This is a genomic window from Candidatus Pantoea multigeneris (genome assembly GCF_011752615.1).
In the GTDB taxonomy this organism is placed as follows: Bacteria; Pseudomonadota; Gammaproteobacteria; order Enterobacterales; family Enterobacteriaceae; genus Pantoea; species Pantoea multigeneris.
In genome coordinates this window covers 74976-100771 of sequence record NZ_VWXF01000005.1, presented here as the reverse complement: position 1 = coordinate 100771, position 25796 = coordinate 74976, and the positions used below count along the sequence as shown (strand labels likewise).

The 25796-nt window shown below is 54.8% G+C and carries 24 protein-coding genes and 3 tRNA genes; 13 read left to right on the top strand and 14 right to left on the bottom strand.

Features of this window, described 5'->3' with window-relative positions; all coding sequences use genetic code 11:
* The first annotated feature begins 141 nt into the window (after positions 1-141).
* Positions 142-1749: a purple acid phosphatase family protein gene (locus F3J40_RS13185; RefSeq protein ID WP_240155459.1), complete on the top strand. Its 1608-nt coding sequence runs from the start codon at positions 142-144 to the stop codon at positions 1747-1749.
* Positions 1750-1786: 37 nt separating this feature from the next.
* On the opposite strand, the gene F3J40_RS13180 is transcribed toward F3J40_RS13185, so the two are convergent.
* Positions 1787-3052, bottom strand: a complete 1266-nt coding sequence (locus F3J40_RS13180) for a mechanosensitive ion channel family protein (protein WP_167015311.1) — start codon at positions 3050-3052, stop codon at positions 1787-1789.
* Between the two features lie 78 nt (positions 3053-3130).
* The gene (locus tag F3J40_RS13175) at positions 3131-4555 is read right to left on the bottom strand and encodes an MFS transporter (RefSeq protein WP_167015309.1); all 1425 of its coding nucleotides are present in this window, start codon (positions 4553-4555) and stop codon (positions 3131-3133) included.
* Between the two features lie 108 nt (positions 4556-4663).
* On the opposite strand from F3J40_RS13175, the gene F3J40_RS13170 reads away from it, so the two are divergent.
* Entirely contained in the window at positions 4664-5557 is an 894-nt protein-coding gene (locus F3J40_RS13170) for a helix-turn-helix transcriptional regulator (protein ID WP_167015307.1), read from the top strand.
* A gap of 188 nt (positions 5558-5745) precedes the next feature.
* Here F3J40_RS13170 and F3J40_RS13165 read toward each other — a convergent pair whose 3' ends face one another.
* Positions 5746-6921 (bottom strand): serine hydrolase domain-containing protein, encoded by a 1176-nt coding sequence (locus tag F3J40_RS13165; RefSeq protein WP_167015305.1) that lies wholly within the window; start codon positions 6919-6921, stop codon positions 5746-5748.
* Between the two features lie 122 nt (positions 6922-7043).
* Positions 7044-7709 carry a YecA/YgfB family protein gene (locus tag F3J40_RS13160; protein WP_167015303.1) on the bottom strand — a complete coding sequence of 222 codons (666 nt, stop codon included), beginning with the start codon at positions 7707-7709 and terminating at the stop codon, positions 7044-7046.
* Positions 7710-7979: 270 nt separating this feature from the next.
* Between F3J40_RS13160 and F3J40_RS13155 the strand changes: the two genes are divergently transcribed.
* On the top strand, positions 7980-8411 hold the full coding sequence (locus F3J40_RS13155; RefSeq protein WP_167015301.1) for an RcnB family protein: 432 nt from the start codon (positions 7980-7982) through the stop codon (positions 8409-8411).
* A gap of 107 nt (positions 8412-8518) precedes the next feature.
* A complete protein-coding gene (locus F3J40_RS13150; RefSeq protein ID WP_167015299.1) occupies positions 8519-9229 on the top strand; it encodes a GNAT family N-acetyltransferase in 711 nt (236 codons plus the stop codon).
* 43 nt (positions 9230-9272) lie between these two features.
* On the opposite strand, the gene opgB is transcribed toward F3J40_RS13150, so the two are convergent.
* Both opgB and F3J40_RS13140 read right to left on the bottom strand, forming a co-directional pair.
* Positions 9273-11564, bottom strand: a complete 2292-nt coding sequence (gene opgB, locus F3J40_RS13145) for a phosphatidylglycerol--membrane-oligosaccharide glycerophosphotransferase (RefSeq protein WP_167015297.1) — start codon at positions 11562-11564, stop codon at positions 9273-9275.
* Positions 11565-11750: 186 nt separating this feature from the next.
* Entirely contained in the window at positions 11751-12140 is a 390-nt protein-coding gene (locus tag F3J40_RS13140; protein WP_017348590.1) for a tautomerase family protein, read from the bottom strand.
* Between the two features lie 123 nt (positions 12141-12263).
* Between F3J40_RS13140 and F3J40_RS13135 the strand changes: the two genes are divergently transcribed.
* A complete protein-coding gene (locus tag F3J40_RS13135; protein ID WP_167015295.1) occupies positions 12264-13178 on the top strand; it encodes a LysR substrate-binding domain-containing protein in 915 nt (304 codons plus the stop codon).
* A gap of 87 nt (positions 13179-13265) precedes the next feature.
* The gene (locus F3J40_RS13130) at positions 13266-14216 is read left to right on the top strand and encodes a beta-propeller fold lactonase family protein (RefSeq protein ID WP_167015293.1); all 951 of its coding nucleotides are present in this window, start codon (positions 13266-13268) and stop codon (positions 14214-14216) included.
* On the opposite strand, the gene F3J40_RS13125 is transcribed toward F3J40_RS13130, so the two are convergent.
* Complete coding sequence (locus F3J40_RS13125) at positions 14213-14770, bottom strand: histidine phosphatase family protein (RefSeq protein WP_167015291.1); 558 nt, start codon at positions 14768-14770, stop codon at positions 14213-14215. The genes F3J40_RS13130 and F3J40_RS13125 overlap by 4 nt on opposite strands.
* A 562-nt stretch (positions 14771-15332) precedes the next feature.
* Here F3J40_RS13125 and F3J40_RS13120 point away from each other — a divergent pair.
* From F3J40_RS13120 to F3J40_RS13105, 4 genes are all read left to right on the top strand, one after another.
* On the top strand, positions 15333-16724 hold the full coding sequence (locus F3J40_RS13120; protein WP_167015289.1) for an MFS transporter: 1392 nt from the start codon (positions 15333-15335) through the stop codon (positions 16722-16724).
* A gap of 12 nt (positions 16725-16736) precedes the next feature.
* Positions 16737-17771 (top strand): LacI family DNA-binding transcriptional regulator, encoded by a 1035-nt coding sequence (locus F3J40_RS13115; protein ID WP_167015287.1) that lies wholly within the window; start codon positions 16737-16739, stop codon positions 17769-17771.
* Positions 17768-18754: a nucleoside hydrolase gene (locus F3J40_RS13110; RefSeq protein WP_167015285.1), complete on the top strand. Its 987-nt coding sequence runs from the start codon at positions 17768-17770 to the stop codon at positions 18752-18754. The genes F3J40_RS13115 and F3J40_RS13110 overlap by 4 nt, the downstream gene beginning before the upstream one ends.
* Before the next feature lie 206 nt (positions 18755-18960).
* Positions 18961-20181, top strand: coding sequence for an MFS transporter (locus tag F3J40_RS13105; RefSeq protein WP_167015283.1), 1221 nt, complete (start codon positions 18961-18963; stop codon positions 20179-20181).
* Here F3J40_RS13105 and F3J40_RS13100 read toward each other — a convergent pair.
* The 3 genes from F3J40_RS13100 to F3J40_RS13090 all read right to left on the bottom strand — a co-directional run bounded on the left by F3J40_RS13100 (position 20178) and on the right by F3J40_RS13090 (position 22701).
* A complete protein-coding gene (locus F3J40_RS13100; protein WP_017348582.1) occupies positions 20178-20642 on the bottom strand; it encodes a YbaK/EbsC family protein in 465 nt (154 codons plus the stop codon). The two genes, F3J40_RS13105 and F3J40_RS13100, sit on opposite strands and share 4 nt — an antisense overlap.
* A gap of 93 nt (positions 20643-20735) precedes the next feature.
* Positions 20736-21533, bottom strand: coding sequence for a siderophore-iron reductase FhuF (gene fhuF / locus F3J40_RS13095; RefSeq protein ID WP_167015281.1), 798 nt, complete (start codon positions 21531-21533; stop codon positions 20736-20738).
* Positions 21534-21612: 79 nt separating this feature from the next.
* Complete coding sequence (locus F3J40_RS13090; RefSeq protein WP_167015279.1) at positions 21613-22701, bottom strand: GGDEF domain-containing protein; 1089 nt, start codon at positions 22699-22701, stop codon at positions 21613-21615.
* Positions 22702-22930: 229 nt separating this feature from the next.
* Between F3J40_RS13090 and F3J40_RS13085 the strand changes: the two genes are divergently transcribed.
* Positions 22931-23215, top strand: coding sequence for a DUF1435 domain-containing protein (locus tag F3J40_RS13085; protein ID WP_167015277.1), 285 nt, complete (start codon positions 22931-22933; stop codon positions 23213-23215).
* 134 nt (positions 23216-23349) lie between these two features.
* Here the strand turns inward: F3J40_RS13085 and F3J40_RS13080 are convergent.
* The 4 genes from F3J40_RS13080 to rsmC form a co-directional block, all read right to left on the bottom strand.
* Positions 23350-23436, bottom strand: a tRNA-Leu gene (locus F3J40_RS13080).
* A gap of 37 nt (positions 23437-23473) precedes the next feature.
* A tRNA-Leu gene (locus F3J40_RS13075) sits at positions 23474-23560 on the bottom strand.
* Between the two features lie 31 nt (positions 23561-23591).
* A tRNA-Leu gene (locus tag F3J40_RS13070) sits at positions 23592-23678 on the bottom strand.
* 156 nt (positions 23679-23834) lie between these two features.
* Positions 23835-24866: a 16S rRNA (guanine(1207)-N(2))-methyltransferase RsmC gene (rsmC, locus tag F3J40_RS13065; RefSeq protein WP_167015275.1), complete on the bottom strand. Its 1032-nt coding sequence runs from the start codon at positions 24864-24866 to the stop codon at positions 23835-23837.
* A gap of 107 nt (positions 24867-24973) precedes the next feature.
* Here rsmC and F3J40_RS13060 point away from each other — a divergent pair, with 107 nt between their 5' ends.
* Together F3J40_RS13060 and rimI are read left to right on the top strand one after the other, a co-directional pair.
* Positions 24974-25384: a DNA polymerase III subunit psi gene (locus tag F3J40_RS13060; RefSeq protein WP_017345643.1), complete on the top strand. Its 411-nt coding sequence runs from the start codon at positions 24974-24976 to the stop codon at positions 25382-25384.
* Positions 25356-25796 (top strand): ribosomal protein S18-alanine N-acetyltransferase, encoded by a 441-nt coding sequence (gene rimI, locus F3J40_RS13055; RefSeq protein ID WP_017345642.1) that lies wholly within the window; start codon positions 25356-25358, stop codon positions 25794-25796. The genes F3J40_RS13060 and rimI overlap by 29 nt, the downstream gene beginning before the upstream one ends.

Genomic DNA, 25796 nt, shown 5'->3' with positions numbered 1-25796 from the left:
AAGCAGAGCGCAGATGCTGTTGTCGCACACCTCAGCTCCCCCCTCACGCTAACGCACCTGGCGTGAAGGGGGAGCAGTCAAAAGGTTGTCATTAATCCTTACTATATTGAGGGCCTCTTAATGCCATTCAGCTAAGGATTAATGATGACGGAGATCTCCCGGAGACGCTTACTCACCGCCGCAGGTATTGCGACGGGTGGCCTGCTAACAACTTCATTTAACGCGATGGCGGAACAGGGCGAAAGTACGCCTGCCAGCCACGCGGTTGCCCTGCCACAGCCGGGCGGTGAGCATGCGCCAGTCAGCGGCCTGCATATTCAATTCGGTGCGGATGCATCAAGTGAAGTGGTTGTCTCCTGGCATACCCTACAGCCGGTTTCACAACCGCAGGTGATTCTGGGGCGACCAGATGGCAGCTTTGAGAAGGTGGTCAGTGCCGAAATGAAGCACTACGTCGACGGTAAATCAAAGCAAACTGTTTACGCGTGGCACGCAAAAATAACTGGCCTCCAGGCGAATACTGCTTATCTCTATGCTGCACTGCATGAAGGGGCAGCGCCTGAATTTGGTACCTTCCGCACCTCGCCACGCGGTCGCCAGAAGCTCACGTTTACCAGCTTTGGTGACCAGGGCACACCGACGCTGGGCCGTCTGGTTGAAGTGCAAACGGTACACGAGGGCAAGCCCAGTTCGGCAATTAAGTCGATATATATCAATGATAATCTCGGCTCACCGGCGGCGGGAGATACCACGCTGGGTGTTGAGCGTCTTACTCCGCTGTTCCACCTGTTTAATGGCGACCTCTGCTACGCCAACCTGGCGGAAGACCGCGTCCGCACCTGGTGGGATTTCTGGAACAACAATACGCGCAGTGCGCGTAACCGTCCGTGGATGCCTTCGCCGGGCAACCATGAGAACGAACTGGGTAACGGGCCGATTGGTTATCAGGCTTACCAGACTTACTTCTCACTGCCGGAAGCGGAAAACCAAACTGAGGTGACACACGGCCTGTGGTATAGCTTCACCGCCGGTTCAGTCAGGGTGATTGCGATCGCTAACGATGATGTCTGCTATCAGGATGCGGGCGACTCCTACGTGCGGGGTTACTCGGAAGGTCAGCAAAAGGCCTGGCTGGAGAAGGCGCTGGCGGCGGCACGTGCCGACACGGGGATCGACTGGGTCATCGTCTGTATGCATCAGGTGGCGATCTCCACCGCAGATAAATTCAACGGTGCCGATCTGGGGATTCGCCAGGAGTGGCTACCGCTGTTCGATAAATATGGCGTGGATCTCGTGGTGTGCGGGCATGAACACCATTACGAACGTTCCCACCCGCTGCGCGGCCAGCAGCAGAACAGCACGTTGACGCCTATTCATGTCTCTACGGCAACCGACGTGATTGATACCACCAAAGGGACGGTTCATATGGTGATTGGCGGTGGCGGCACCAGCGCGCCCTCGAATCAGCTGTTCTTCAATCCGCCTCGTTGCCGGGTGATTACCGCCGTTGCGGAGCGTGATCCGGTCAATGGCAAACGCCGCCCGGTGTATGTGGAAGAGGATGCCCCCTGGTCTGCGGTGCGTAATGCCGCTCGCGCCTATGGCTTTGCTGGGTTTGAGCTTGATCCCGGCCAGCATCCAGGGGATGACACCACCATCAAAGTGACCTACTACGATGTCACCGGCCCGGATGGGCAGAGCAAAGCGTTTGAGAGTTTTATCCTGCGTCGACCACGTCGGGATAGCTAAACGCCAGGGGCGCGCGGGTGCGCCCCTTCTCAGCACGTTATCCGTTTGGGGTGTTCAGCAGGGCGCGTAAATCGCTACCGCTTGGCACCTGATGGACTTTCAGACCAAATTCGGCGATCACCGCGAACAGATGATCGAAAATATCCGCTTGAATCGTCTCGTACTCTGCCCAAACCACGGTGTTGGTAAACGCGTAGATCTCCAGCGGCAAGCCATGGCTGTCGGGCGCGAGTTGGCGCACCATCAGCGTCATCTCCTGATGGATATGCGGGTGCTGGCGCAAATAGGCGTGCAGATAGGCGCGGAAGGTTCCAACGTTGGTCATATTGCGCTGATTAAGCAGGGAAATTTCGGCGGTATTTGACGCGGGGCTGGCATTGTTGCGCTGATTCCACTGTGCAATTTCCTGCTGGCGCTCTGCCATGTAGGGCTGTAACAGCCGGGCTTGCATCAGACGTTGCTGATCGGCGGCATCCAGAAAATGGATGGTGCTGGTATCAATGTGGATGCTCCGTTTGATACGACGTCCGCCGGACGCTGACATGCCACTCCAGTTTTTGAATGAATCAGAAACCAGTGACCAGGTCGGAATCGTAGTGATGGTATTGTCCCAGTTCCGTACCTTCACCGTGGTCAGGCCGATATCGGTAACCGCGCCATCTGCGCCATATTTTGGCATCTCCAGCCAGTCACCCAGTTTAAGCATATCGTTGGCGGAGAGCTGAATGCCTGCCACCAGACCGAGGATTGGATCTTTAAACACCAGCATCAGCACCGCTGCCATCGCGCCTAATCCGCTGATCAGAATGGCGGGGGACTGCCCGAGCAGTAACGAGATGGCAAGGATAGCCACCAGGATCGCACTGACCAGCTTAATCCCCTGGAAAATGCCTTTGAGAGGGAGCTGCGATCCAACGGCCAGCTTGCGTGACAGATTGAGGATAACATCCAGCAGTGAGAAGAAAGCCAGCAGGGTATAAAGCATCACCCACAGCTGAGCGCAGGTGGTGACGATATTGCTCGCCTCGCTACCCGCCTGTAGCCACAGCCGCGCCTGTATCTGCACGATCACCCCTTGCAGTAGCAGGGCAACCCGTTGAAAAAGTTGATGCTGCGTGATGATTTGCAGCCACAGACGGCGACTCGATTGTGCGCGACGGGTAAAGGTGCGCAGCACCAGTCGATGCAGGATCAGGTGGATGACCAGGGCGGTCAGTATCATGATGCCAGCAACCAGGGCTAGCGAAGAGGTTGGGGTAATGTCGAAGCCAAAAGTGGCCAGTTGCGCGAAAAATTGCTGCATAACGTCTCCTGTTGATTCGGCGGGTATCATCGCCTCTGGTCATCAGGTAGGTAAAGGGTGACGTTATGCAGCGAAAAATTATAAGACCGGAGCCGGGGAGACGCTGAGGCGCTGGCGTAGCCACAGGGTGATGGCACCTAATATCAACATCATCACCATTTCTACCAGCAGGAAGCCAATCAGCGCCTGGGGATAGTTACCCCCGTTGTGATGGGTGAAGGCCAGGAACAGCGAGCCTAAGATGGCTGGCCCCAGGCCGAGCGTCGCTTGCTGCAAGGTGCTGAGAATGGCGGTGGCGGCACCCGCATCGTTGGCGTTGATATCGCGCATACCAATGCGATAGAAGCTGTTCACAATCAGCGCCTGACCATAGCCAATCAACGCCGTCGACGGAGCCAGCGCCAGAGTCGATGTCTGCATGCCGAACATTTTCAGGGTGATACACAGCAGTGCCAGACCGACAATCTGAATGCCCAGCCCAGTCAACAGAATGCGGTTGATGCTGTAGCGTGCAATCAGCTTAGGTGCGTACAGCGCAGAAACAAAGTAGGCAACACCCAGCGCGACAAAACTGTTGCCCGACTGCCACGGTGCCATGCCCAACCCGGATTGCATCGTCAGTGCCATACAGAACATAAATGCCGACCAGGCGCTAAAGAACAGCAGCGCGATGGCCATACCAAAGCGGATGCTGGTGAGCTTCAGCAAGCGCGGCGGCAGTAACGGATGCTGATTACGTGCCTGTTTGCGCAATGAACTGACTCTCATCCACCACAATAATGGCAATACCGCCACCAGCAACAAACGTAATGACCATGGCCAGTGCAGTTCCGGCCCTAAAGCCATCGGGAACAGCAGGCAGCAGAGGATCAACGCGAGGCTAAACGTGCCCTGCCAGTCGATGGTGGCATGTTCATCACGGCGCGTTTCCGGCACATAACGTTGGCTAAATGCCAGCACCAACAGGCAGATTGGCACGTTGATAAAGAAGGCGTTACGCCAGCCCATACCGGCAATGTCCGCTGAAACCAGCCATCCTCCGCCCATCTGACCAACAATAAACGCAATGCCGCCGATGCCGCCATACAGGCTGATGGCACGCGCATGCGCCGGGCCCTTCAACGTGACGTGCAGGGTGGCAAGAATTTGCGGCACAATCAGCGCCGCGCCAGCACCCTGAATAGTCCGGGCCAGCAGCAGTTGGGTAATCGACTGTGAAACGCCACACAGCAGTGAAGCAAGGCCAAACAACGCGACACCCCACAAGAACAGACGACGGCGGCCATAGTTATCGCCCAGCTTACTGCCCATGGCGAGGCACACCGCAAAGGCGACGCCGTAGAGTGCGACAATCAGCTCCAGCTGTGTCGCGCTGGCGTGCAGTGACGCGGTGATGGAATCCAGCGCGACGTTGGTAATTGACGTATCAATCATAGGCAACATCTGCCCGGTTAATAACAGAAACAGCCCAGCCCGACCGGGTGAAACAGTAGACGAATTCATAGTTGTTCTCATTGCGTCATATTGCAGATGGCCGTAGCATCGCTGATAACGTAAACGGGTACCAGTTCCTGTTTATACTGGTATTGGCACTACCCGTCTGGAGAGATCATGACAATCCTGCTGCAACCTGAAGCCTCAGTCGTGGCTACCGATGATCGACGTAAGCAACTCGGTGCGTTTTTACGTGCGCGGCGTGAAAGCCTCGATCCTCAGCGGCTTGGTCTGCCCCGCGTGGGGCGTCGGCGCACGCCCGGCCTCAGGCGAGAAGAGGTGGCGATGCTGGCGGATGTGGGCGTAACCTGGTACACGTGGCTGGAGCAGGGGCGAGAGGTGAATCCTTCTGCAACGGTGCTGACTGCGGTGGCTCTCGCACTCCAGTGCAGCCCACTGGAGACGCGTCACCTGTTTGTGCTGGCGGGCCTGACGCCACCCGAATCACCCCAGATGCCACATTGTGAAGGTATCAGTGAAGGGACACGCCGCATGTTGGATAGCCTGATGCCGCAGCCGGCCAGCATTCAGCGATCCAACTTTGATATTGTCGCGTGGAACAGCAGTTTTTGCCGCCTGATGGGCATTGATTTCGACACTATCGCGCCAGAAGATCGCAACTGTATCTATCTCTATCTTACACACCCGGTCTGGCGTGCTCGCATTGACGATCCCGAGGTGCTGTCGACCTTTGTTTCCTATTTCCGTGCGGCAATGGCTGAGCATCGCGGCGATCCAGAATGGGAAAACAAACTGGCGCGCTTCTTTGCGGTCTCCCCGCAGTTTGAAGCCTTATGGCATCAGCGTTATGACGTTCGTGGTGTCGAAAATAAGGTGAAATGGTTTAATCATCCTCAATTGGGCCGCTTTAGCCTGCAACAGATGTACTGGTTCTCCGCACCACGTAATGGATCGCGACTGCTGGTCTATTTACCGATGGATGAAGCCGGAGAGCAGGCGCTGGCCTGGCTGGATGCACAAGCTGTGGGGGCGCAATCGGCTAACGAATAGCGCGACGGAAAAGAGGAATCCTTTCTCAATCCCCTACAAAATATCGGGGATGGTGGAGAGTTCGCCAGTAGGCGATTATCCGTACTGGGCTGGGCATTTTTACCGCTGATAGGCATCAGCGACTGACGGCAATGGCATGTCACGTTGTGAAAAGGTAATCCCCGTTTAAAAACAGGGATTTTCCTCTTTTACGAGTCTTTCAGGCTGTCATAAACCGCATTGCGCAGTTCTTCGACAAAGGCACCGCCTACGCCTTCATACAGCGTATTGGTCATTGCTACGACGCTGATTTCCCGCACGGGATCGACAAACCAGGAGTGGCCATAAACGCCGCCCCAGCGCCAGGTGCCTGGGGATGCGGGAGAGCCCGCCGCTTGTGGATCGCGCAGGACCGAGAAGCCGAGGCCAAAGCCCTGACCCGGTGCATCTGGCATCTCGAAGCCGGGGATCTGGTCACGCCCCATTTCTGCGATCAGTTCTGGGGGCAAAATAGCACCTTGATTGGCGCGTAGCGCCTCCAGCAAGCGCAGTAAATCGGGCGCACTGCCTGCCATTCCGGCACCCGCAGAAGGAAATGCCGCAGCGTTAAAGATACGCTCGGGACTGAACGTCACCCCGACGGTGGTCTCATCATCACTGACCTTTTCATCTTCTTGCAGGATGTGTGGCTGAGGCTGATCGTTGACGTACGGTGTTGCCAGGCGCTGAGCTTGCGACCTGTCAACGCTAAAACCGGTGTCGTGCATACCCAGTGGGGCGGTAACCAGTTCGCGCACGGCTACCTGGAGCGGAGCACCAAACACCTGTTCAACCACTGCGCCCAGTACATCTACCGAGAGCGAGTAGCACCAGGCGCTGCCCGGAGGGAACAGCAGCGGTACGCTGGCCAGGCGGCGCATATTTTCCGCCAGCGTAACCGGGCTGCTATCCATGCCATCAGAAACTCCCGCTTTCGCCAGTGGGCAATGGCTGTCCGTTTCATAAAAGCCGTAGCTCAGCCCCGCAGTGTGGTTCAACAACTGACGCACGGTAATGACCGCATCGGTTTTACTGTCATAACGCGGGGTGAAGTCTGGCAGCCAGCGGCGGATATCCTCATCCAACGCCAGTTTGCCCTGTGCAATCAGCACCAGCGCTGCGGTTGAAACAATCGGTTTAGACACCGAAGCCAGGCGGAACAGGGTATCCACATCGATGGCACGCTGCTGCTCGCGATCGGCGAATCCGCTAGCCTGGACATGCGCCAGTTCGCCACGATGGGCGACCAGCACCACCGCACCGACCAGACGTTGCTGGTTGATAGCCGTGTGGACAGCATGGGTGATGGCAGGGCGTGAAGGTGTATTTGAAGTGGGGATATTCATGACAGCATCTTCCTAATGTTGTGCAGGAGATGTGCAGAGTAACGGATTAATTTTGGTGGAGAAATGGCTTTGTGTGCCTGGGAAAATTCAGGGTGCTTGCGCACCCTGAGAACATCAGAGGGTTACAGGCAGCACTGCTTAAACTTTTTGCCGCTGCCACAGGGGCAAGGATCGTTACGGCCTACTTTATTCTCATTAACCACCGGCTGCTGAGGCTCTGGTTCCTCGACTTCGAGGCTGCTCAGATAGTCATACAGCTCAAGAGCCGCAGGTTTGATGGCCTCAATGCTGTCGGCAAAGGCTTCAGGCGTCAGGCTTTCCAGCGCCTCAAGTTGCTCATCACGGCCGTGCAGGGCAATCGCATCCAGTTGGGTTTGCAGGTCGGCGGGCAGCGCTGGCCAGTTCGCTAAATCGACCCCGCGCATATAGCCGAAGCACCAGTCTTCAACCACGGTGAACTCGCGGCCTTCCATCTCGTTAACGCCAAACAGCGGTTCAAACTGATCGGGATAATGCTCAAGACGCTCACCAATGTCGCTCATGTGCTGGAAGCAGAGGTTGATGAAGCGGTTCATTTCCCGCTCATTAGTCCATTTTGGAATGTTTTTCTCACCACCCCACACGGCCACCAGCCATTCACTCGGCTCAGCCACGACCGGGCTGGACAGGACGGCAGTCAACAGGCCATCAAGCTCAGAGACGTCCACCACGGAGGCATCATTACTGTACTTTTCCAGAATCTCTTCCAGCCATGCCAACTCGTTTTCATTCAAAGGTTCATCTTTCATCGGGCGTCTCTCTCTACCGGTGGGGGGCAGCATTGTAATCGGCTTTGCGGCGAGTAACACCCGCCAGCCGTTAAATTATGCCCCATCAGCGCGGACCTGAGGTAAAACGGTTAACTTCTGACACAAATTCTTTCGTGCAGCTACCCGCTTGCAGGGTAAACTACGCGGCACTGCCGCAGGGCGGATTGGCAAACTGTTGCCGGAACCTTGCGCCTTGTCGGGGTGTCCTAACCCTGAGCCTTGATAAATAAAAATTAACGCGGAGTAAGTATGGTCAGGAGTAAAGTCGTTTTATTCACAGCAGGGTTGCTTCTGGGAGGCATGAGTCTCGCTGTTCAGGCTGAAGATGCACAGGCAGTGCCACAGCCACCACAGGTTGCGGCAACTGCACCAGCAGATGCGCAGTCCCAGGCGCCAGTGGCAGCTCAACCAGAGACGCCAGCCGCAGCACCACAGGCTAAGCCAGGCAAGTTCGATCTCACCACGATTGTCATTGATTACAAAGAGTACAAAGTGGGTGATATTGTCCCGCAGGCTTACACTGACAAAGCTTACACCATCACCGAATGGCAGAAACGTAATCTGTCTGCACCTGATGCCGGTACACACTGGGCCTACATCAATGCAAACTACATCCTGATCACCGATGAAGGTGGCCGGATTGTGAAAGGTGTCTCAGGCGATATCTTCTTCAAAGGCTAAACGGCAGCAGGCGGCGTGCGAGCCGGGTCGCCTGCGCTGATTTCCCCGATTGCCAGCAACGCCTGCGTAATGGCACTCTGTATTTTTCACTGATACAGGGAGCTGGCATGACGCACTACAGTAATTCCTCGGGGCAACCCATAGGCGCACCACAGCCAGACTGGCAGGCGCGTTCTTTTCCCGAACCTCGCGTATTACAAGGACGCTATTGTCGTCTTGAACCGTTTAATAGCGAGCGGCATGGCCATGATTTAGCGGCGGCGTATCTCTCTGCACCTGACGGCAGCGACTGGACTTACATGTTCAGCGGACCCTTTGCGAATGAGCAGGCGTATCTGGGCTATGCCCGGCAGTTAGAAGCCAGTCGCGATCCACAGCATTACGCGGTGATTGATCTGACAACCCTCAAGGCGGTAGGAACGCTGGCCCTGATGCGTATTGTGCCGGAACATGGCGTGATGGAAGTAGGGCACGTGGCTTTCTCGCCGTTGATGAAGCGTTCCCGGCTGTCAACAGAAGCGCATTTCCTGCTGATGGCTTTCGCTTTTGATGAGCTTGGCTACCGTCGCTACGAGTGGAAGTGCGACAGCCTCAATGCGCCCTCTGGCCGTGCAGCGCTTAGGCTCGGTTTTACCTTTGAGGGCACTTTCCGCCAGGCAATTGTGTACAAGGGGCGCAGCCGCGATACCCAGTGGTACTCGATTATCGATGGCGAGTGGCCGCAGGTAAAACAGGGGTTCACGCGCTGGCTGGCAGAGGAAAACTTTTCGCCGGAAGGCCAACAGCACAGCGCGCTGGAAGTGCTGCGCGCAGGCTGATTCCCGCGCCGCTACCATCACACCATGATAGCGGCTCTCTTCTCTATTCCTGCGGCACAATTTTAATCTCACGCATGCCAATACCCAGCTTGCGCGGTGCCTGACCGATAATATTATCCAGATCGCTGAATTGTGGATCGGGTGGTGTAATGGTCAGCGTATGGCTGGTACCGGGGTTATTAAAGCGCAGCGTCGTGGTTGAGAATGCCTCACTCAGCACCAGGTTTTGCACCTGATTGCCGATCTGTACCGGAATGGGCTTACCGATATTGTCCCCAAACGCGCGCGCGGTAATCACCAGCTCAAAGTTCGCCGGGAGGGGATCGTTATACTCAATGGTCACCTTGGGCGCCAGATTCGCATTAGACCAGCGTCCCCAGTTCTCCTGACGTGAAATGCCACTGAACTGCTTCACACTGGCTGGCGCACCGGGAATGGCGAAGATAAAGCTGTTGGCCGGATAGCGGATGTCGTTCTCTTTGATGCGTGCATTCGCTACGTTCTCTTCATACTGATTAACGCTTAGCGTGCTGTCAGGCCAGTGAATTTTTCCTTTCCAGATAGGTTGATCAACGCGCGTTACGCTGGGTTTACCGCCCATTTGACCCACGGCCATACAGAGATCGGTCGACAGCGCTAGGTCTGGCTGCCACAGGCGGGCAACTTTATAACAGCGATCGACCCAGACAAATTTCTCTCCGGCTGCAAAATCGCTGATTTGATAGCGCAGCGGTGCGGCATATTCCCCTTCCGGCAGCGGCTCGACGTGCTGATCGGTAATGCGGAACAGAATCGGCATTTTGAAGGTCGAACCGGAGAAGCTGAAGGTGTTCTTCTGTTGATCGAGGGTAAAGGTGTCGAGTTTTTTCGGGAAGTTCCACAGCTGAATGATGTCGGCTTTCCACGCGGTGACCTTCTGCGTCATGTCGTCGAAGGTACTTGAGAGCGATGCCGAGGAGAGGCTACTCCGCCCCAGCCCGATAAAATTATCCCCGCCGAGGATATCCAGCAGCGTTGCGCCGTTATCCAGCGTGCTACGTTTGCCCTCAATGATTTTCGCTTCGGGCCGATCGCCGCGAATCACCATGAACAGATCGCGTCGTGGTTGTTTAAGCAGATACGGGTAGGCGGTATTGTTCATGGCGAGGTGATCGGAGCCCACCACGATGACGGTATTTTTAAAATAAGGAGAGGCTTTAATACGCTCAATCAACCGTGCGACATGCTCCTGTGAGCAGGCCACGGCGCTGAAAGATTGATTGGGCTTGCCATCATAGCTGTAGCTTTTGCGCTGGCAGCTGCGGGAGATAAAGCCGTCCGGGTGGTGCGTGTCCACCGTCAGGGTGAACAGCGCAAAGCGCTTATTTTCCCGCGATAGCTCTGCGAATTTCTCATACACCTCATCCATCACCGTGTCATCGTAATAGCCCCAGTTATTGCGGTAATTCGGATCGACTACCCGGCTCTGCAACTCTTGTGAACCGTACATGTGGCTGGGATCAAAGCCGTGCGAGCGAAGAAACACATCTTTGCCCGCGAAGCGTAAATCCGCGCCCTGAATAAACCAGTTTTCATAGCCCGAGTTTTTCAGGATATCGCCCAGGCAGATATTCTGCGGGTAGAAGCTAGAAAGCGCCGCTGACGCATTGCCGTTAAAGGGAGCAAATAGCGGGATACCACACTGTGAAGCCACCATGCCAGCAATGGTGTAGTCGGTGCCCGGCAGTTGTTCCGTCTCACTAAAATCCAGGCTTTGATCTTTCTCCCGGCTCAGTTCGGGTGCCAGATCCGGGAAGGCCTGTTGATTGAAATAGGTCCGTTCCAGGCTCTCACCGTAGATGTAAACCACGTTCAGTTTTGGCTGCGGAATACTTTTGTTTGGCACTTTGAAATAGTCTTCAAAATCGGAGTCGGCAGCCTGAGTATGAGCGGCTATCAGTCCGCTGACCTGGCGAAATGCAGGCGTGGTCTGTACTGACCCGGCAGCGCAGGCCACGGCAAGCAGGCTCCAGCCTAAATGGTGTGGACGATCGCGTCGGCGCAGCAGCCAACTCAGGAGATAGCACAGGGAACCTAAACCCAGTATCAGCCCGAGTGCAGGCACCACGTATTTGCTTACGCCGGCCCCGGTCAGGCTGTTGGTGAGGGTGTAGACCACCGCATCAGTAATGCCACTGCCGGTAAAGTAGTTACTGGCGAGCAACGTGGCATTGAGCAAAATAAACAGAATCAGCAGCGTGATGACCAGAACGAACCAGAAGCGGTGATTCCCGGCTTTGTAGCTATAAACAGCAATTGCGGCCAGAAACAGCGCCACAGAAATAGATTCAGACATGATAATTTCTCAGGAAAGGTCGGAAAAGGACGTTTCTTGTGCTTTTTCGCCAATTTAACCCTGCTGTCATCATGCTGCAATGTTGGCTAACAGTTTTGCGTGGTTGCTCGAAAGTTGGTTTAAGCGGTGTTTAGGATTGCTCTGAAATGGCTGGCGAGGGGTTATCCCCGCCAGAGCGAAAAACGATTACAACTTGCCGGTCAGGTACTGTGCTTCACCATCGGCAAAACTCCAGTCGCCTTTGTCATTGGTGATAAAGCTAATCATCAGGTCATTACCCTGCACGCCGCTGCTTTCACGTAGCTCGCGCGCCAGTTCAGCCATGAAGAGCTGTTTCTGCTCGCTCGAGCGTGGGCTGGTATAAACGCGCACCATCACCAAGTTATCTGTTCGGCTGAAACCCAGCCCTGTATCCTGAAATACCATTTGGTAGGATTTGTTTTCCTGAACAATTTGATAACGATCGCGCTCAGGAACTTTGAATGCTGTCAAAACGGCGCGATGTGCTGCATCGAGTAAAGTGCGTAATTCTGACTCAGAACGGCCCTGGATAACGTCAAATTGCAGTAATGGCATGGTGATCTCCCCGATAAAAGTAAAACAGAATCTGTTTCGTTGGGGCAATTCTGGCAATTTCTGACGCAAAGAAAAAGCGCGTGGTTTAAAATGATTGTTTACTATTTTGAACAATAGGTGGCTATGAAAACCGACGCAATCTGGGACCATTTGCACTGGTTGACGGTGCTGGCAGAGCAGGGCAGTTTTACCCGCGCCGCTGAACGCCTCGAAGTAAGCAAAGCGGCGATGAGCCTAAAAATTAAAGAGCTAGAAGCGTTAGCCGGTGTAGCTTTGGTGCAACGTACCACGCGCAGCGTGCGGTTGACCGCCGCAGGTGAAAAGCTGGTGGAGGAGCTAAGGGAGCCTTTCTCACGCATCGAACAGAGTTTTTTCAGCGTACGCGATGCGGCTGGGCCAGTACGTGGTCTGGTGCGAGTGACCGCACCTGTTGCCTTTGCGCGCCAGCAGTTAGTGCCGATTATCGGTGAGTTCCTGCGGGAATTTCCTCAGGTGCAGCTCCAGCTCAACGTTTCCGATCGCATCGTTTCCCTGGGCAGTGAAGGGTTTGATCTGGCGATTCGCCACAGTGATAGCTTGCCTGAAACCCACGTCGCCCTGCCGTTGTGCGAGACGCGCACCTTGCTGGTGGCCGCGCCACAATATCTGGCCCGTCATGGGCATCCTCAGCGGCCGCAAGATCTGCAACAGCATAATTGCCTCTATTATCCGCGCGGCATTGAATCGCCCCGCTGGACCTTTAGCAGCGCGCAATTGGCCGGGGAAAAAGAGCAGGTGCGGATTCACGGCAGCTTTGCCACTAACAACAGCGAATCCATTCGTGATGCGGCCATTCAGGGGTTGGGCATTGCCATGTTGCCCGACTTCAGCGCGCAAGAGGCGCTGGCAAACGGCTCACTGACCGAAGTGCTCACTCAGTGGCAGCCAACTGAAGCCTTTGCGTCCCAGTTGTGGATTGTGCGTCCCTTTAGCGCCCAGGTGCCACGCGCGGTCACCACTTTTACCCATTGGCTACGCGCGCAGTTTGAAAGGGCTTGATAGATACCTTTTGTGCCGCTGCCGCTGCATAGCTGGCAGGGTTGGCTACGCTTAACCCAGAGGTCATTGATTCAGAAAGGAGGCGTTATGCAGCAGCACACCCATGGCTTACTGGCTGTCGATAAACAGGGCAACCGTGTCTTGTTTCTTAATCCTGAGACCTTTGCAGTGGAGACTGAGCTGAATGCTTTTCCACCGCGCCCCCATGAATTACTGATGCTGCCACAGTGGGAAAAAGCCTATGTGCCGATTTATGGCGATGGCATTCATGGTAATAACCCGCATCCGGGGCATAAAATTGCCGTCATCGACCTGCGTCATCGGCAGGTCAGCAAATTTATTGATCTCCGTCCATTGCAGTCGCCACACAGTGGGCAGCTGGGACGCGATGGAAAAGTCTATATCTGCTGCGAAAACAGTGCGGTTGTGGCAGTGATCGATCCTGAACGTGATGAAGTTGAAAAAACCATCCCCATTCCTTCCCATAACGCCCATCGACTGACGCTCTCGCCCAGTGGGCGTAAATTGTTTACCGATAACGAAGAGGATGCCAGCATCACCGTGGTGGATTTGTGTGAGAAAGAGGGGCGGGTCATTGATACGGTGCTATTGCCTGGTCCAATCGCCGGGATCGCGGCGTCACCTAAACACCCCTATCTGGTGGCCAGCGCAGCCGATAAGCCATTGCTGTATGTAGTGGATCGCCAGAGTCACCGTGTTCGCCAGCGGCTGGCGCTACCGGGGCATCAAAAGCCCTGTCAGGTGGTACGCTTTAGCCCGGATGGCGATCTGCTGGTCGCGGTTGGCGATCGTGAACCGGTGATCTCGCTGTTTGACGATCTGTTGAACCCCCTGGGCGACATCGCGGTGGGGGAGAAGCCGATGGATGGCTGCTTTAGCCCGGATAAAAAAACGCTGCTGATTGCCAATGAGGGGGACGGCACGCTGAGCGTCATCGACCTGGCCTCGCGTAAGGTGATTGCCACACCGAATGCCGGAACCGGCTGTGAAGTGCTCAGTTATTTCCAGCTCGATTAAATAAACGGGCGATGATAGATAGCCGTGCTCCAGTGGCGGCTACTGGCATGTTTCTCGGCTTGCCATCCGCGCTTGCGTAGCTGGCGGGCAATCATTTTATTCATGATGCCGTGACCGACTAACAGCACGGTTCCCTGCTGCGACAGGGTAATCAGCCGTTCCGCCGCCAGCACAGCACGCTGGCGGGCGTGCTGCAAAGATTCAGCTTGCCCATCCTGATAACCGCACAGCCACAGTAAACGCAATACGGCCAGCCAGAGCGTGGTGGGCAGTTGCAGGCGTTTACTTTTCACCTGTGGGATCCCGACTTCACAAAACAGGTCGTTAACTTCACAAGGTTGCAGGCCAAGGCGCTCCAGCGAAGCGCGGGCGCGCGGCAGAGAGCTGCTCACAATGATGCCCGCATTTGCCGCAATAGTTTGGCTGCGCAGCGGCGGGTGATCGCATACCCCCGCCAGATCGTAGGCTGCACACCATGCAGCGACACCAGCGGCATCCAGTACACCTGTATTCGGATGGTCAGGCTTGCCGTGGCGCATCAATATTATCGTCATAGCACCTCTGTATTCGGGGGTCGGTGACACAGCCTGTTGTTGAACTTTTACAGAAATCAGCTCCACTGTCATCAGTTGGTCATGCGGCTTTGCGACCCTCGTGCTCGTTTTAGCGACCTGGCACACAAAATTTTTCAAATGATAAGCTTTATTAGTTAATCACGTAACGGTACTGATTAATATACATGCTTAATTTAGCATTAACTCGCTGTATTTGCTCGTAAATCAATCCAATCACATTATAAATGGTGAATTAAAATGATCGTTTTTCATTCTTTTGCTTGATTTATCTACGCGCGTAGATACACTAAGGGTACAGTGATTGCTCACGGTGCCCGATGTAAAAACGGCCCAGTGAAAGTTCAGTTCTTCTGCTTTCTGAAACGATTGGCGATGTTAAAAACCAACACCAGAAGCAGCAGTAAAAAATTCCAACACCAGGGAATTCACTGACCTCTCATCATGGTTTGCCTTCTTCAACGTCGCCACCGGCAGTACCCGCATTAGCGAGTATTGCGTCAGGGAAGGCGTTTGATCGATCTGCCTACATCAGGGAATTGTTATGACGGTACATAAGACCGCCGACATATCAGCAGCCGTCGCTGCTGAAAATGCCGCAGATGCACGTTTCGCAACACCTTCTGGCCGCAAAGCGTTTTGGCGTGCCACCTTATCTTGCTGGCTTGGCACCGCCATGGAGTATGCGGATTTCGCACTCTATGGCCTTGCCGCCGGCATTATCTTTGGCGATGTTTTCTTCCCCAACGCCACACCTACTATGGCTTTGCTCTCCAGTTTTGCTACCTGGTCGGTGGGCTTTATTGCGCGTCCGATCGGTGCTGTCCTGTTTGGCTGGATTGGCGATCGCCACGGCCGCAAAGTCGTGATGATTATCACCATCATTCTGATGGGCGCTTCAACCACCCTCATCGGCCTGATTCCATCCTATGCCACTATTGGCGTCTGGGCACCGACCTGCCTGGTGATTTTACGCTTTACCCAGGGGCTGGGCGCAGGGGCTGAGCTCTCCGGTGGAACGGTGATGCTGGGGGAATATGCTCCAACGCAACGGCGCGGTCTGGTCTCTTCTGTGATTGCACTCGGCTCAAACAGCGGAACCTTGCTGGCCGCCCTGGTATGGCTGATTGTGGTGCAGATGGATCCGCAAAGTTTGCTGGCCTGGGGCTGGCGTATTCCTTTCTTAAGCAGCGTGTTGATTGCACTGGCTGCGTTGTGGATCCGCCGCCACCTGCGTGAAACCCCGGTGTTTGAGCAGCGTAAAGCGGAACTGGAGGCACAACGTGCTGAGACGCTGAAACAGGCTGAACCTCAGGATACGCGCAGTTTCTGGCAGCGTAGCCGGGCGTTCTGGCTGATGGTGGGCTTACGCATTGGCGAGAATGGCCCTTCGTACCTGGCTCAGGGTTTTATGGTGGGCTATGTCGCGAAGGTCTTGATGGTGGATAAATCTGTCCCTACCACCGCCGTGCTGATTGCTTCACTCCTCGGCTTCCTGATCATTCCGCTGGCTGGCCTCTTGTCAGATCGCTTTGGTCGCCGCGTTACCTATCGCTGCTTCTGCTTGTTGCTGATGGTGTACGCCTGGCCTGCCTTCTCCCTGTTGGATAGCCGCGAACCCGCGATTGTCATCCCGGTGATTGTCGTGGGTATGGCTCTGGCTTCGCTGGGTATTTTTGGCGTACAGGCCGCCTGGGGCGTAGAGCTGTTTGGTGTACGTCATCGCTACAGCAAAATGGCGGTAGCGAAGGAGCTGGGGTCGATTATTTCTGGCGGCACTGCACCGCTGGTGGCGGCAGCGCTGCTCTCTTACACCGGCCACTGGTGGTCGATCGCGCTCTATTTCTCGTTGATGGCATCTGTGGGCTTTATTACGACCTTCTTTGCCCCGGAAACCCGTGGGCGCGACCTCAACTTGCCCGAAGACGCGGCATAACAGGAGTGATGATTGGCACCGCCTAAATCCGAACGTGTCACGCGCAGCGACGTGGCCCGCGTAGCGGGAACCTCCGTTGCCGTGGTGAGCTACGTAATCAATAACGGTCCGCGTCCGGTGGCTGAGGCCACGCGTGAGCGGGTTCTGGCTGCGATTAAACAGACTGGTTATCGGCCTAACGGTGTTGCCCGCGCCCTGGCTTCTGGTAGCACCAAAACCTACGGCCTGGTGGTGCCAAATATCAGCAATCCTTTTGTCGCTTCCATGGCGCATCGGCTGTTGCATGAGTCGATGCGTCACGGTCATGTGATGTTGTTAGGTGATGCGGGCGACGACCGGAAGCGTGAGCAAGAGGTGATTCAGGGCTTACTCAGCCGCCAGGTGGATGGCCTGTTTTACACCAGCGTCGATCGTCAGCCGTGGATTGAGATGATCACCGCCAGCGGTACGCCGCTGGTGATGCTTGATCGGGTCGAAGTCCAGCCGGGCGTAAGTATTCTGCGCGTCGACGAACGCTATGCGGCTTTTCAGGCAACGCACCATCTGCTCAGCCACGGCTATCCCACCATTGCCATGATCGCCGGTCCACTGGCGATGCAAAATGCCCAGGATCGTATTCAGGGCTGGCGTGATGCGCTACAGGGCTACGGTATGGAGCCAAGGCCTGAACTGATTTTCTCTACCAGCTACACACGTCAGGGTGGCTATGATGCTACCCAGCGAATTTTGGCGTTGCCGCAGCTGCCGCGCGCCTTGTTCACCAGCAACGAAGCGCAGGCGATGGGCTGTCTGCGTGCATTACAGGAACGTGGCTTGCGCGTGCCGGAGGACGTTGCGCTGGTGAGCTTTAACGGAACCGACCAGTCGGGATTTCATGTCCCGGCGATTACCACCATGCGTCAGCCGGTTGATGAACTGGCCCGGCGCGCCATCGCCATGCTGAAGTCCTGGGACGGTGAAGCACGAGTGGAGGAGTTCCCCCACTATCTGGAAATCGGCGAATCCTGTGGCTGTTCAGGCACGGGCAAAATAATGAAAAAACCATGAAACGTATAATTATTGATTGTGATCCGGGGAATGGCATCGCAGGTGCCAATACAGACGATGGGCTGGCACTTTCGCTGGCGCTGGCTTCACCTGCGCTGTCGCTAGAGTTGATTACTACCGTCAGCGGCAATACGCCGAGTGCGGTAGGAGCGCAGGTCGCTAAAGACCTGCTGGCGCGTTTAGGGGCGGAGATTCCGGTGGTGCAGGGGGCGTTACAGGCACTGGAAGAAGATCCGCGACCGTGGCGCGAGCTGTTGGATCGTAAAAATGATTCGGCAGAGCTCAAAGATTTGTGGCGCAGCGTGCGTAAACCTGAGGCATTATCGCCTGATGGCAATGATGCCGCAGGGGCGATGGGCAAGCTGATTTGTGACAATCCCGGCGAGATTACCCTGGTGGCGATTGGCCCGCTGACCAACGTGGCGCAGGCGCTGACGCGTTTTCCGGCCATGGCGGAATCGGTCGCGGAAATTGTCATTATGGGCGGCGTGTTCGCCGTTGATGACTACATCAAAGATACCAACTTTGGTTTTGATCCCGAGGCGGCACATCAGGTGCTGCACAGCGGCGCAGCCATTACGCTGGTGCCCATGGATGTCACCACGCAAACCTTGATGACCCAACCTGATCTGACGCGCGTCACGGCGGTAGATCACCCGCTGGCCGATTTTGTGCGTGAGACGCTGCGCCCGTGGATCGACTATTCCGTTCGCACCCGTCAGCTGCCTGGCAGCTGGATCCATGATGCGTTGGTGGTGGCCTGGTTGCTCAATCAACAGGTGGCCTGCGGCATGGATTATCGCGTGGATATTGAACTGCGTGCGGGTGCCACGCGGGGCAAAAGCTGGCGTTATCGGGAGCCACTGCGATTGGATATTGGCATCCCACCCCAGACCGGCGCGCAGGTGCATGTGTTACATAGCGTGAACAATGCGCTTTTACTGGAAATGATTGAATCCGCTTTAAAATCCCTGCCGCATTAACCTTTCGCCGGGGTACGCCCCGGCTGAAGCAATATCACTAAGTATGACACTTATTTACAACCAGAATTATCAGCTGACAAATGCCTTCACAGCCAGTTACGCGGCGCGTGCTATATAAAAATAGTAAGCACACATCAGCGCCTTCACGGTGCAATCTCTAAAAATATTCTGGCCGATGAGCCAGAAGCGCGTAACAGGATACTTTTATGTTTAACTGGACCCCTACCCAGCGGAATGTGGCTTTCGCCAGTTTCGCGAGCTGGACGCTGGATGCGTTCGACTTCTTTATTTTGGTGTTTGTATTGAGCGACTTAGCGCAATACTTCCACACCTCCGTTTCCGATGTTTCACTGGCTATTATGCTCACGTTGGCCGTGCGCCCCATCGGCGCGCTGCTGTTTGGTCGTCTGGCGGAAAAATATGGTCGTCGACCGATTCTGATGCTCAATATTGTGATGTTCTCGCTGTTTGAGCTGCTCTCTGCCTGGTCTCCAACTTTCACTGCTTTCCTTGCGTTCCGCATTATTTACGGCATCGCGATGGGTGGCATCTGGGGCGTGGCGTCTTCGCTGGCACTGGAAACCATTCCGGACCGTTCACGCGGTTTGATGTCCGGTATTTTCCAGGCGGGTTATCCGTGTGGTTACTTACTGGCATCGATTGTATTTGGGCTGTTCTTTGAATCGGTGGGTTGGCGCGGCATGTTCCTGATTGGCGCGCTGCCGATCCTGCTGCTGCCGTATATCTATTTTAAAGTGCCTGAGTCACCGGTGTGGCTGGCGTCGAAAGCGCGCAAAGAGAGTCATGCGCTGCTGCCGATTATTCGTCAGCACTGGAAGATCTGTATCTATATGGTATTGCTGATGGCCTGTTTTAACTTCTTTAGCCACGGCACCCAGGATCTCTATCCGACCTTCCTGAAAGTGCAGCACCAGTTTGATCCGCACACCGTCAGTATTATTGCCATTGCCTACAATATTGCGGCCATGTTGGGAGGGATCACCTTCGGGAGCCTGTCAGAGCGGATTGGACGTAAGAAAGCGATTATGTTGGCGGCCTTCCTGGCCTTACCGGTGCTGCCGCTGTGGGCGTTCTCCAGCGGATCGTGGGCGATTGGTATTGGCGCATTCCTGATGCAGTTTATGGTGCAGGGTGCGTGGGGGGTTATCCCGACCTATCTGACCGAACTGGTGCCAGCCAACGCCCGTGCGGTGTTGCCAGGCTTTGTCTACCAGTTAGGTAACCTGATTGCGTCGGTGAATGCGACTGTACAGTCACGCATTGCTGAAGCGCATGGTGGCAACTACGGCTTAGGGATGGCGATTGTGGCGGGAACGGTCGCGGTGCTGATTTGTCTGTTTGTTGCGTTTGGCCGGGAGACCCGTGGTTTGCAGATCTCCGGCTCAGTATCAGAACAGCGCGATTAAGCGCCTTCGCACACATCAACCCATTTCGCCGCAGTCAGTTCAGCCATGCGCTGCGGCGTAATACGTACGGCGCTATGGATGGCACCTGCGGCTGGTAAAACTTCCTCAAAGCTGCGCAGTGAAACATCGCAATAGACGCGCAGCGGGTGCTCCAGCCCAAATGGGCAGACACCCCCCACCGGATGGCCGGTCCAGTTAATCACTTCATCTACGCTTAGCATGCGCGCTTTTGAACCCAGCGTCGCTTTCAGCTTGCGGTTATCAAGCCGGGCATCGCCACGCGTCACAATCAGGATCACTTCATTTTTGACTTTTAGTGACAGGGTTTTGGCAATCTGCCCCGGTGTGACACCGTGGACTCGTGCCGCCATCTCCACCGTTGCGGTGCTGTGCGGCATCTCAATAATATCGATTTCAGGTGCATTATCTGCAAAGAACTGCCGTACCGACTCCAGACTCATGATGCTCTTTCCTTAGGTTTAATGGCGTAAAACTGCCATAAGCGAGCAGATCTGTAAACGGGGGGCAAAGCGAATGGGTAACAGAATGCGTTTTTAACTGTTAGCGGCCAGCGTGCAGTTACCGCACTGGGCGACATCAGGAATGCGATAGCGTTGGCAACAACTGCGACGTTCCATCTGACCGTGGCGCAGGATCATGGTGCGATACAGCGGATTATCACTGCCGTCCAGCAATTGCGGGGTGTGAAAGAGCTGCTGCTCTAACTGATGGCACAGGTCCGGGTCTAACTGGTTTTTGAGTTCACCCAGGAACCACCAGAAAGAGAAGCCCATATTGTTCCAGATGAGCTTGGCATTGATCCCACCGTGACGCGTGATGCCCGCCACTGCCGGAATTAAATGTTGATGGATCAGACGGTCAATACGTTGTACCGGGCTTAGATAGCGTGCCGCCTGGTCTTCCTGCACATCAAACCAGAACACCGCAGGGTGACCATTATCGTGAAACTGTACGCGAATATGCTCCGGTGAGCAGTCCAGCGCGCGGGGCTCCAGCAGCAGTGCCATCATCATAGGCGGCACCAGTAGGCCAAAATACCACTGTGCCCAGAGTGATTGCACCGGCTTACTCTCCTGCACATGATCAGGATGGTCACGGTAGAGGTAGTCGCTGTAGCGCTGGCTCAGGGCGGTGAACTGCGCAGGCTGGCCCCAGTGCGCCAGTGTCATGCTCTCCGCAGGAGCGGATTCTCCCAGTTTAATGCTCTCTAGCAGGTAGCTACGCTGTTCTTGCAGCAGATCGCGCAGCGCCACCGCCAGCGGCCGGCTGTGTTGCAGGAAGATCGGAGCAAGGTCGCCGAAGCGGTTGTCCTGACGCGCGATAATAGCCATGCCGTTCCTGAGATGCAGTTTAAATGGGAAGATTAATGATAATCGTTCCCGATAGCATCTACAAGCTGGCAGAGGTGGCTTATCCGGTTTCGATATGTGTATTTACCGGCAGATCCTCCGCGCTGAGAATGGTGTTCCTGCCGCAGTTTTTCGCCACGTACAGGGCACGATCGGCACTGGCAACCGCCAGTTCAAAGTCATCGCCTTCCATCAAAGCAAACCCCGCGCTGATGGTTACGTGGGTCGATACCTTGTCATTAAACCGATGAGGAATGGCCAGATCCAGTACGTGCTGCCGGATACGCTCCGCCATGCGCAGGGCAATGGTGGCATTTACGTTGGTGATCAGTACCAGAAACTCTTCTCCGCCGTAGCGGGCCACCACATCACGCGATCGCACCGCATCACGAATGGCCGCAGAAACCCGCGACAAAGCCTGATCGCCCATCGCATGGCCATAATTGTCGTTATAGGCTTTGAAATGGTCGATATCCAGCAGCAGCACATAGTGGCTTCCCATGTGGTGCTCCAGAATGCTTTCCAGCCGGTTGGTCAGGCCGCGTCGGTTATAGAGCCCGGTAAGAGGGTCCATCATGCTGAGATTGCTGAACGTCTGCTTTTCCTCATGAAGCTGGCGCATCATGCGATGCGTAAAGCGATCAAGACATCGACGCATATAGTGTTGTAAAGAGAAGCCGACTAGCGGCAGTAAAATCGTCAGCAGTATGGCGGGAATATGCTGCCCCTGGTCCAGAACCAGCACCACAATAGCGGGTGGCAGGGTGGCTAATGTAAAGGCAAACAGATAGTCGCTTAAAGCAATTGCACAGATAAAGAAAATACTCAGTAAGCTTACTATTAAGAAACTACTATCGTAATGGGATATTAACTGGAATTTATAGTTAATATTCCATGCCCATAAAGATCCAATAGCCAGTGCGACAGGAGATAATAAACAATATTTTCCTTTGGGTAGGATAAAGCACAAGGCGATGCATAGCAGAGAGAATAGAGCGACGCTCGCCAACGGCCAACTGAGGCCTGATGCGCTTCCCCCGATAAAGGGGAACATGCGAAACAGGGCCACTATTATATTTAAAAACAGGAAAAGCTTAAGTGATAACTGATATTTGCTGTGTTTCAATTCATCGTAAGACAAAAGTTTCATTATTCATACTCGTGATGGCTTTGAAATATCAAAGCACAACCCGACAGCGCTATTACTTCTGACGGACCAGGAGGAATTATTATGTTTGTAATGGAGAATGATTACGTCGGCAATTTATCACTTTCCCTCTGAACTGTCATCCAGATGGGGTGTGGCAGCAAAAATAAGCTGCAAAATGAGAGTTATTACCATATGCTAATAGGAATGGTTATCGTTTGAGGGTCGGGCAATGGTGATGGCGATCATAGCAGCCTGCGCATTGTGGGCAGTCAGTTGGATGATGGGTAAGCGGTTGGACAGTGGTTGGGGGGTGTTATTACCCTGCGCGGCGCTGCCGTTGCTGGCGCTCTGGAAACCGGGCTTTGGCGAATGGCGTGTGGTGATGGTCGTGGCGTTGTTGCTGACCGTGGTGATGCTGTTCCATCGGCGTTTGCGTCACTTCATGTTACTGCCGTCTTGCCTGGCGTTGGCAAGTGGACTGGCTGCGGTATCAGTGAATTTCCATCTCGCCTGATTGTCGGGCGGGGTAGTTCACAAATGACAACATGCGGACGAAGAAACGTCGGCTGTAATTTTTTTGATTTTTTTTTAAGTAAATTGAAGAGAATCTTCGGAAGTCTTGCTGAAGGGATACAACTTAAGACAACGTGGTGCGAAGGGAGGGACTTGAACCCTCACGTCCGTAAGAACACTAACACCTGAAGCTAGCGCGTCTACCAATTCCGCCACCATCGCATTGTGTTGTCTTATTTTTTCGTCTCTATCATAGCATTGGTGCGAAGGGAGGGACTTGAACCCTCACGTCCGTAAGAACACTAACACCTGAAGCTAGCGCGTCTACCAATTCCGCCACCATCGCTCAGTGCGTATGATACAAACTATGTGATTATTGGTGCGAGGGGAGGGACTTGAACCCTCACGTCCGTAAGGACACTAACACCTGAAGCTAGCGCGTCTACCAATTCCGCCACCGTCGCGTACCGTGCAATACATTACAGTATTGCTAACCACGGAGGCGCATTCTAGAGATTTTCCCGTTGGCGTCAACAGATATTTCGCGGCTTTTGGCTGACTGCTTTAAAAAGCATCACGAAGCCGTGAAAAACGGATGACACCAGGGGAAAAACGCGGAATTAACGTCCTCGGGCACCTCGGCCATAAACGGCGCGGTAGACTTTAAAGCGGCCAGTTTGTGCCAGCACTTCATGACTACCAAAGACTTCATCCAGCACCTGCGGATAAGGCAGGAAGGCGTTAGCCACAATGCGCAATTCGCCGCCGCTGTTCAGGTGCTTCACCGCTCCGCGAATCAGCGCATTGGCTGCATCGAGGCTGGTTTGCGTCCCTTCGTGGAATGGCGGGTTAGACAGGATCAGGTCAAAACGGCCCGTCACGTCAGAGAAGACGTTACTGGCAAACACTTCACCTTCCACACCATTGGCGGCCAGCGTCGCTTTACTCGCTTCAATCGCCGCAGCGTGCACATCACACAGCCACAGACGGACTTTTGGCGAATGCTGAGCCAGCACGGTAGCAATCACACCAGCACCACAGCCCATATCCAGCACTTTCCCTTTGGTGTGAGGGGCAAGGGTGGAGAGCAGCAGGGCACTGCCAACATCCAGATCATCGCGACTAAACACGCCTGGTAAGGTATGAATGGTCAGATGTTCCAGCGCATAGGTATTGCCGTAGTTTTCTGGTGAGAAGCTCGGCTGCTGCGTGAGCTGGCCGTGATAGAGACCACAGCGACGCGCGCTATCGATTTTCTCTAACTGAACCCACTCTTCTACCACGTTTTCTGCACTGCGCACGCCGCTGCGGTTTTCACCGACAACGAAGACATCCGTCCCAACGGGCAGTAACGAGAGCAGGTTTTGCAGCTGGAACTGTGCTTCTGGTTTGTTTTTCGTCCAGAAGTACACCAGCGTATCGCAGCCCTGAACATCTTCAGCGGTCGCGACCATGCCATAGGCGGCATTTTCACCCAGAGAGCGACTTAAGTCCTGCCAGTGGTGATATTGCTGGGTATGGACACGCGAAGAGGCAGTCTCCAGACGGGCGGGCAGGTCATCCTGCAGATCGCCAGCAAACAACACATGGCGGGTAACAAATTCATCGCTATGGCGCAGTATGACTTCACTGGCCGGGGTAAAAGCAGACATTGCAAACTCCTGTTAGATCAGAGCGGCGATTATAGTGCTTTGTTGGCACATGTTCGATGGGTTTGCTAGCATAGCGTCGCAATATAGCCGCAAATTCAGGAAACCGCATGACGTCCAGGCGTGACTGGCTTTTACAGCAAATGGGGATCGCTCAGTACCAACTGCATCGCCCGCGCGTGCTGCAAGGGGAAATTGCGGTAGCGCTGGCGGCGGATACGCGTTTAGTGATTGTCGCCGAAACCCTGCCTGCACTGCGTGAACCGCTGCTGCAGGATGTGCTCCATACGCTTAATTTACAACCGGCTCAGGTGATGCTGCTGACACCGGATCAACTCGATCGTTTGCCAGAGAAACTCAGCTGTGCAGGTTGGTTATTGGGTGTAGAGAGCAAGCAACCATTTAACGGCATCGTGTTAACGAGTGCCACTTTCCCTGAGCTTAACCACAGTGCAGCGGCAAAACGCGCCCTGTGGCAACAGATGTGTGATCATGACAACCCTCTCTTTACTCACGCCTGAAGCGCTGCCTGCCGCGCTAGATATTGAGCGTCGCTGCCATGCGTTTCCCTGGAGCGAGCAGACCTTTGCCAGTAACCAGGGCGAGCGTTTTATTAATTTGCGCCTCGATGTTGAAGGGCAAATGGTGGGTTATGCCATCACCCAGGTGGTGCTGGATGAAGCTTCACTGTTTAACATTGCTATCGATCCCGCTTTTCAGCGCCGTGGCTACGCGCGTCAGTTACTGCAACACCTGATCGGTGAACTGGAAAAGCGCGAAATACTCACGTTATGGCTGGAAGTGCGCGCTTCAAACCAGCCAGCGATTGCGCTCTACGAGCAGCTCGACTTTAACCAGGTCAGCCGCCGGGCTAACTATTACCCCACTGCCAGCGGGCGAGAAGACGCCATCCTGATGGCGTTAACGCTGTAG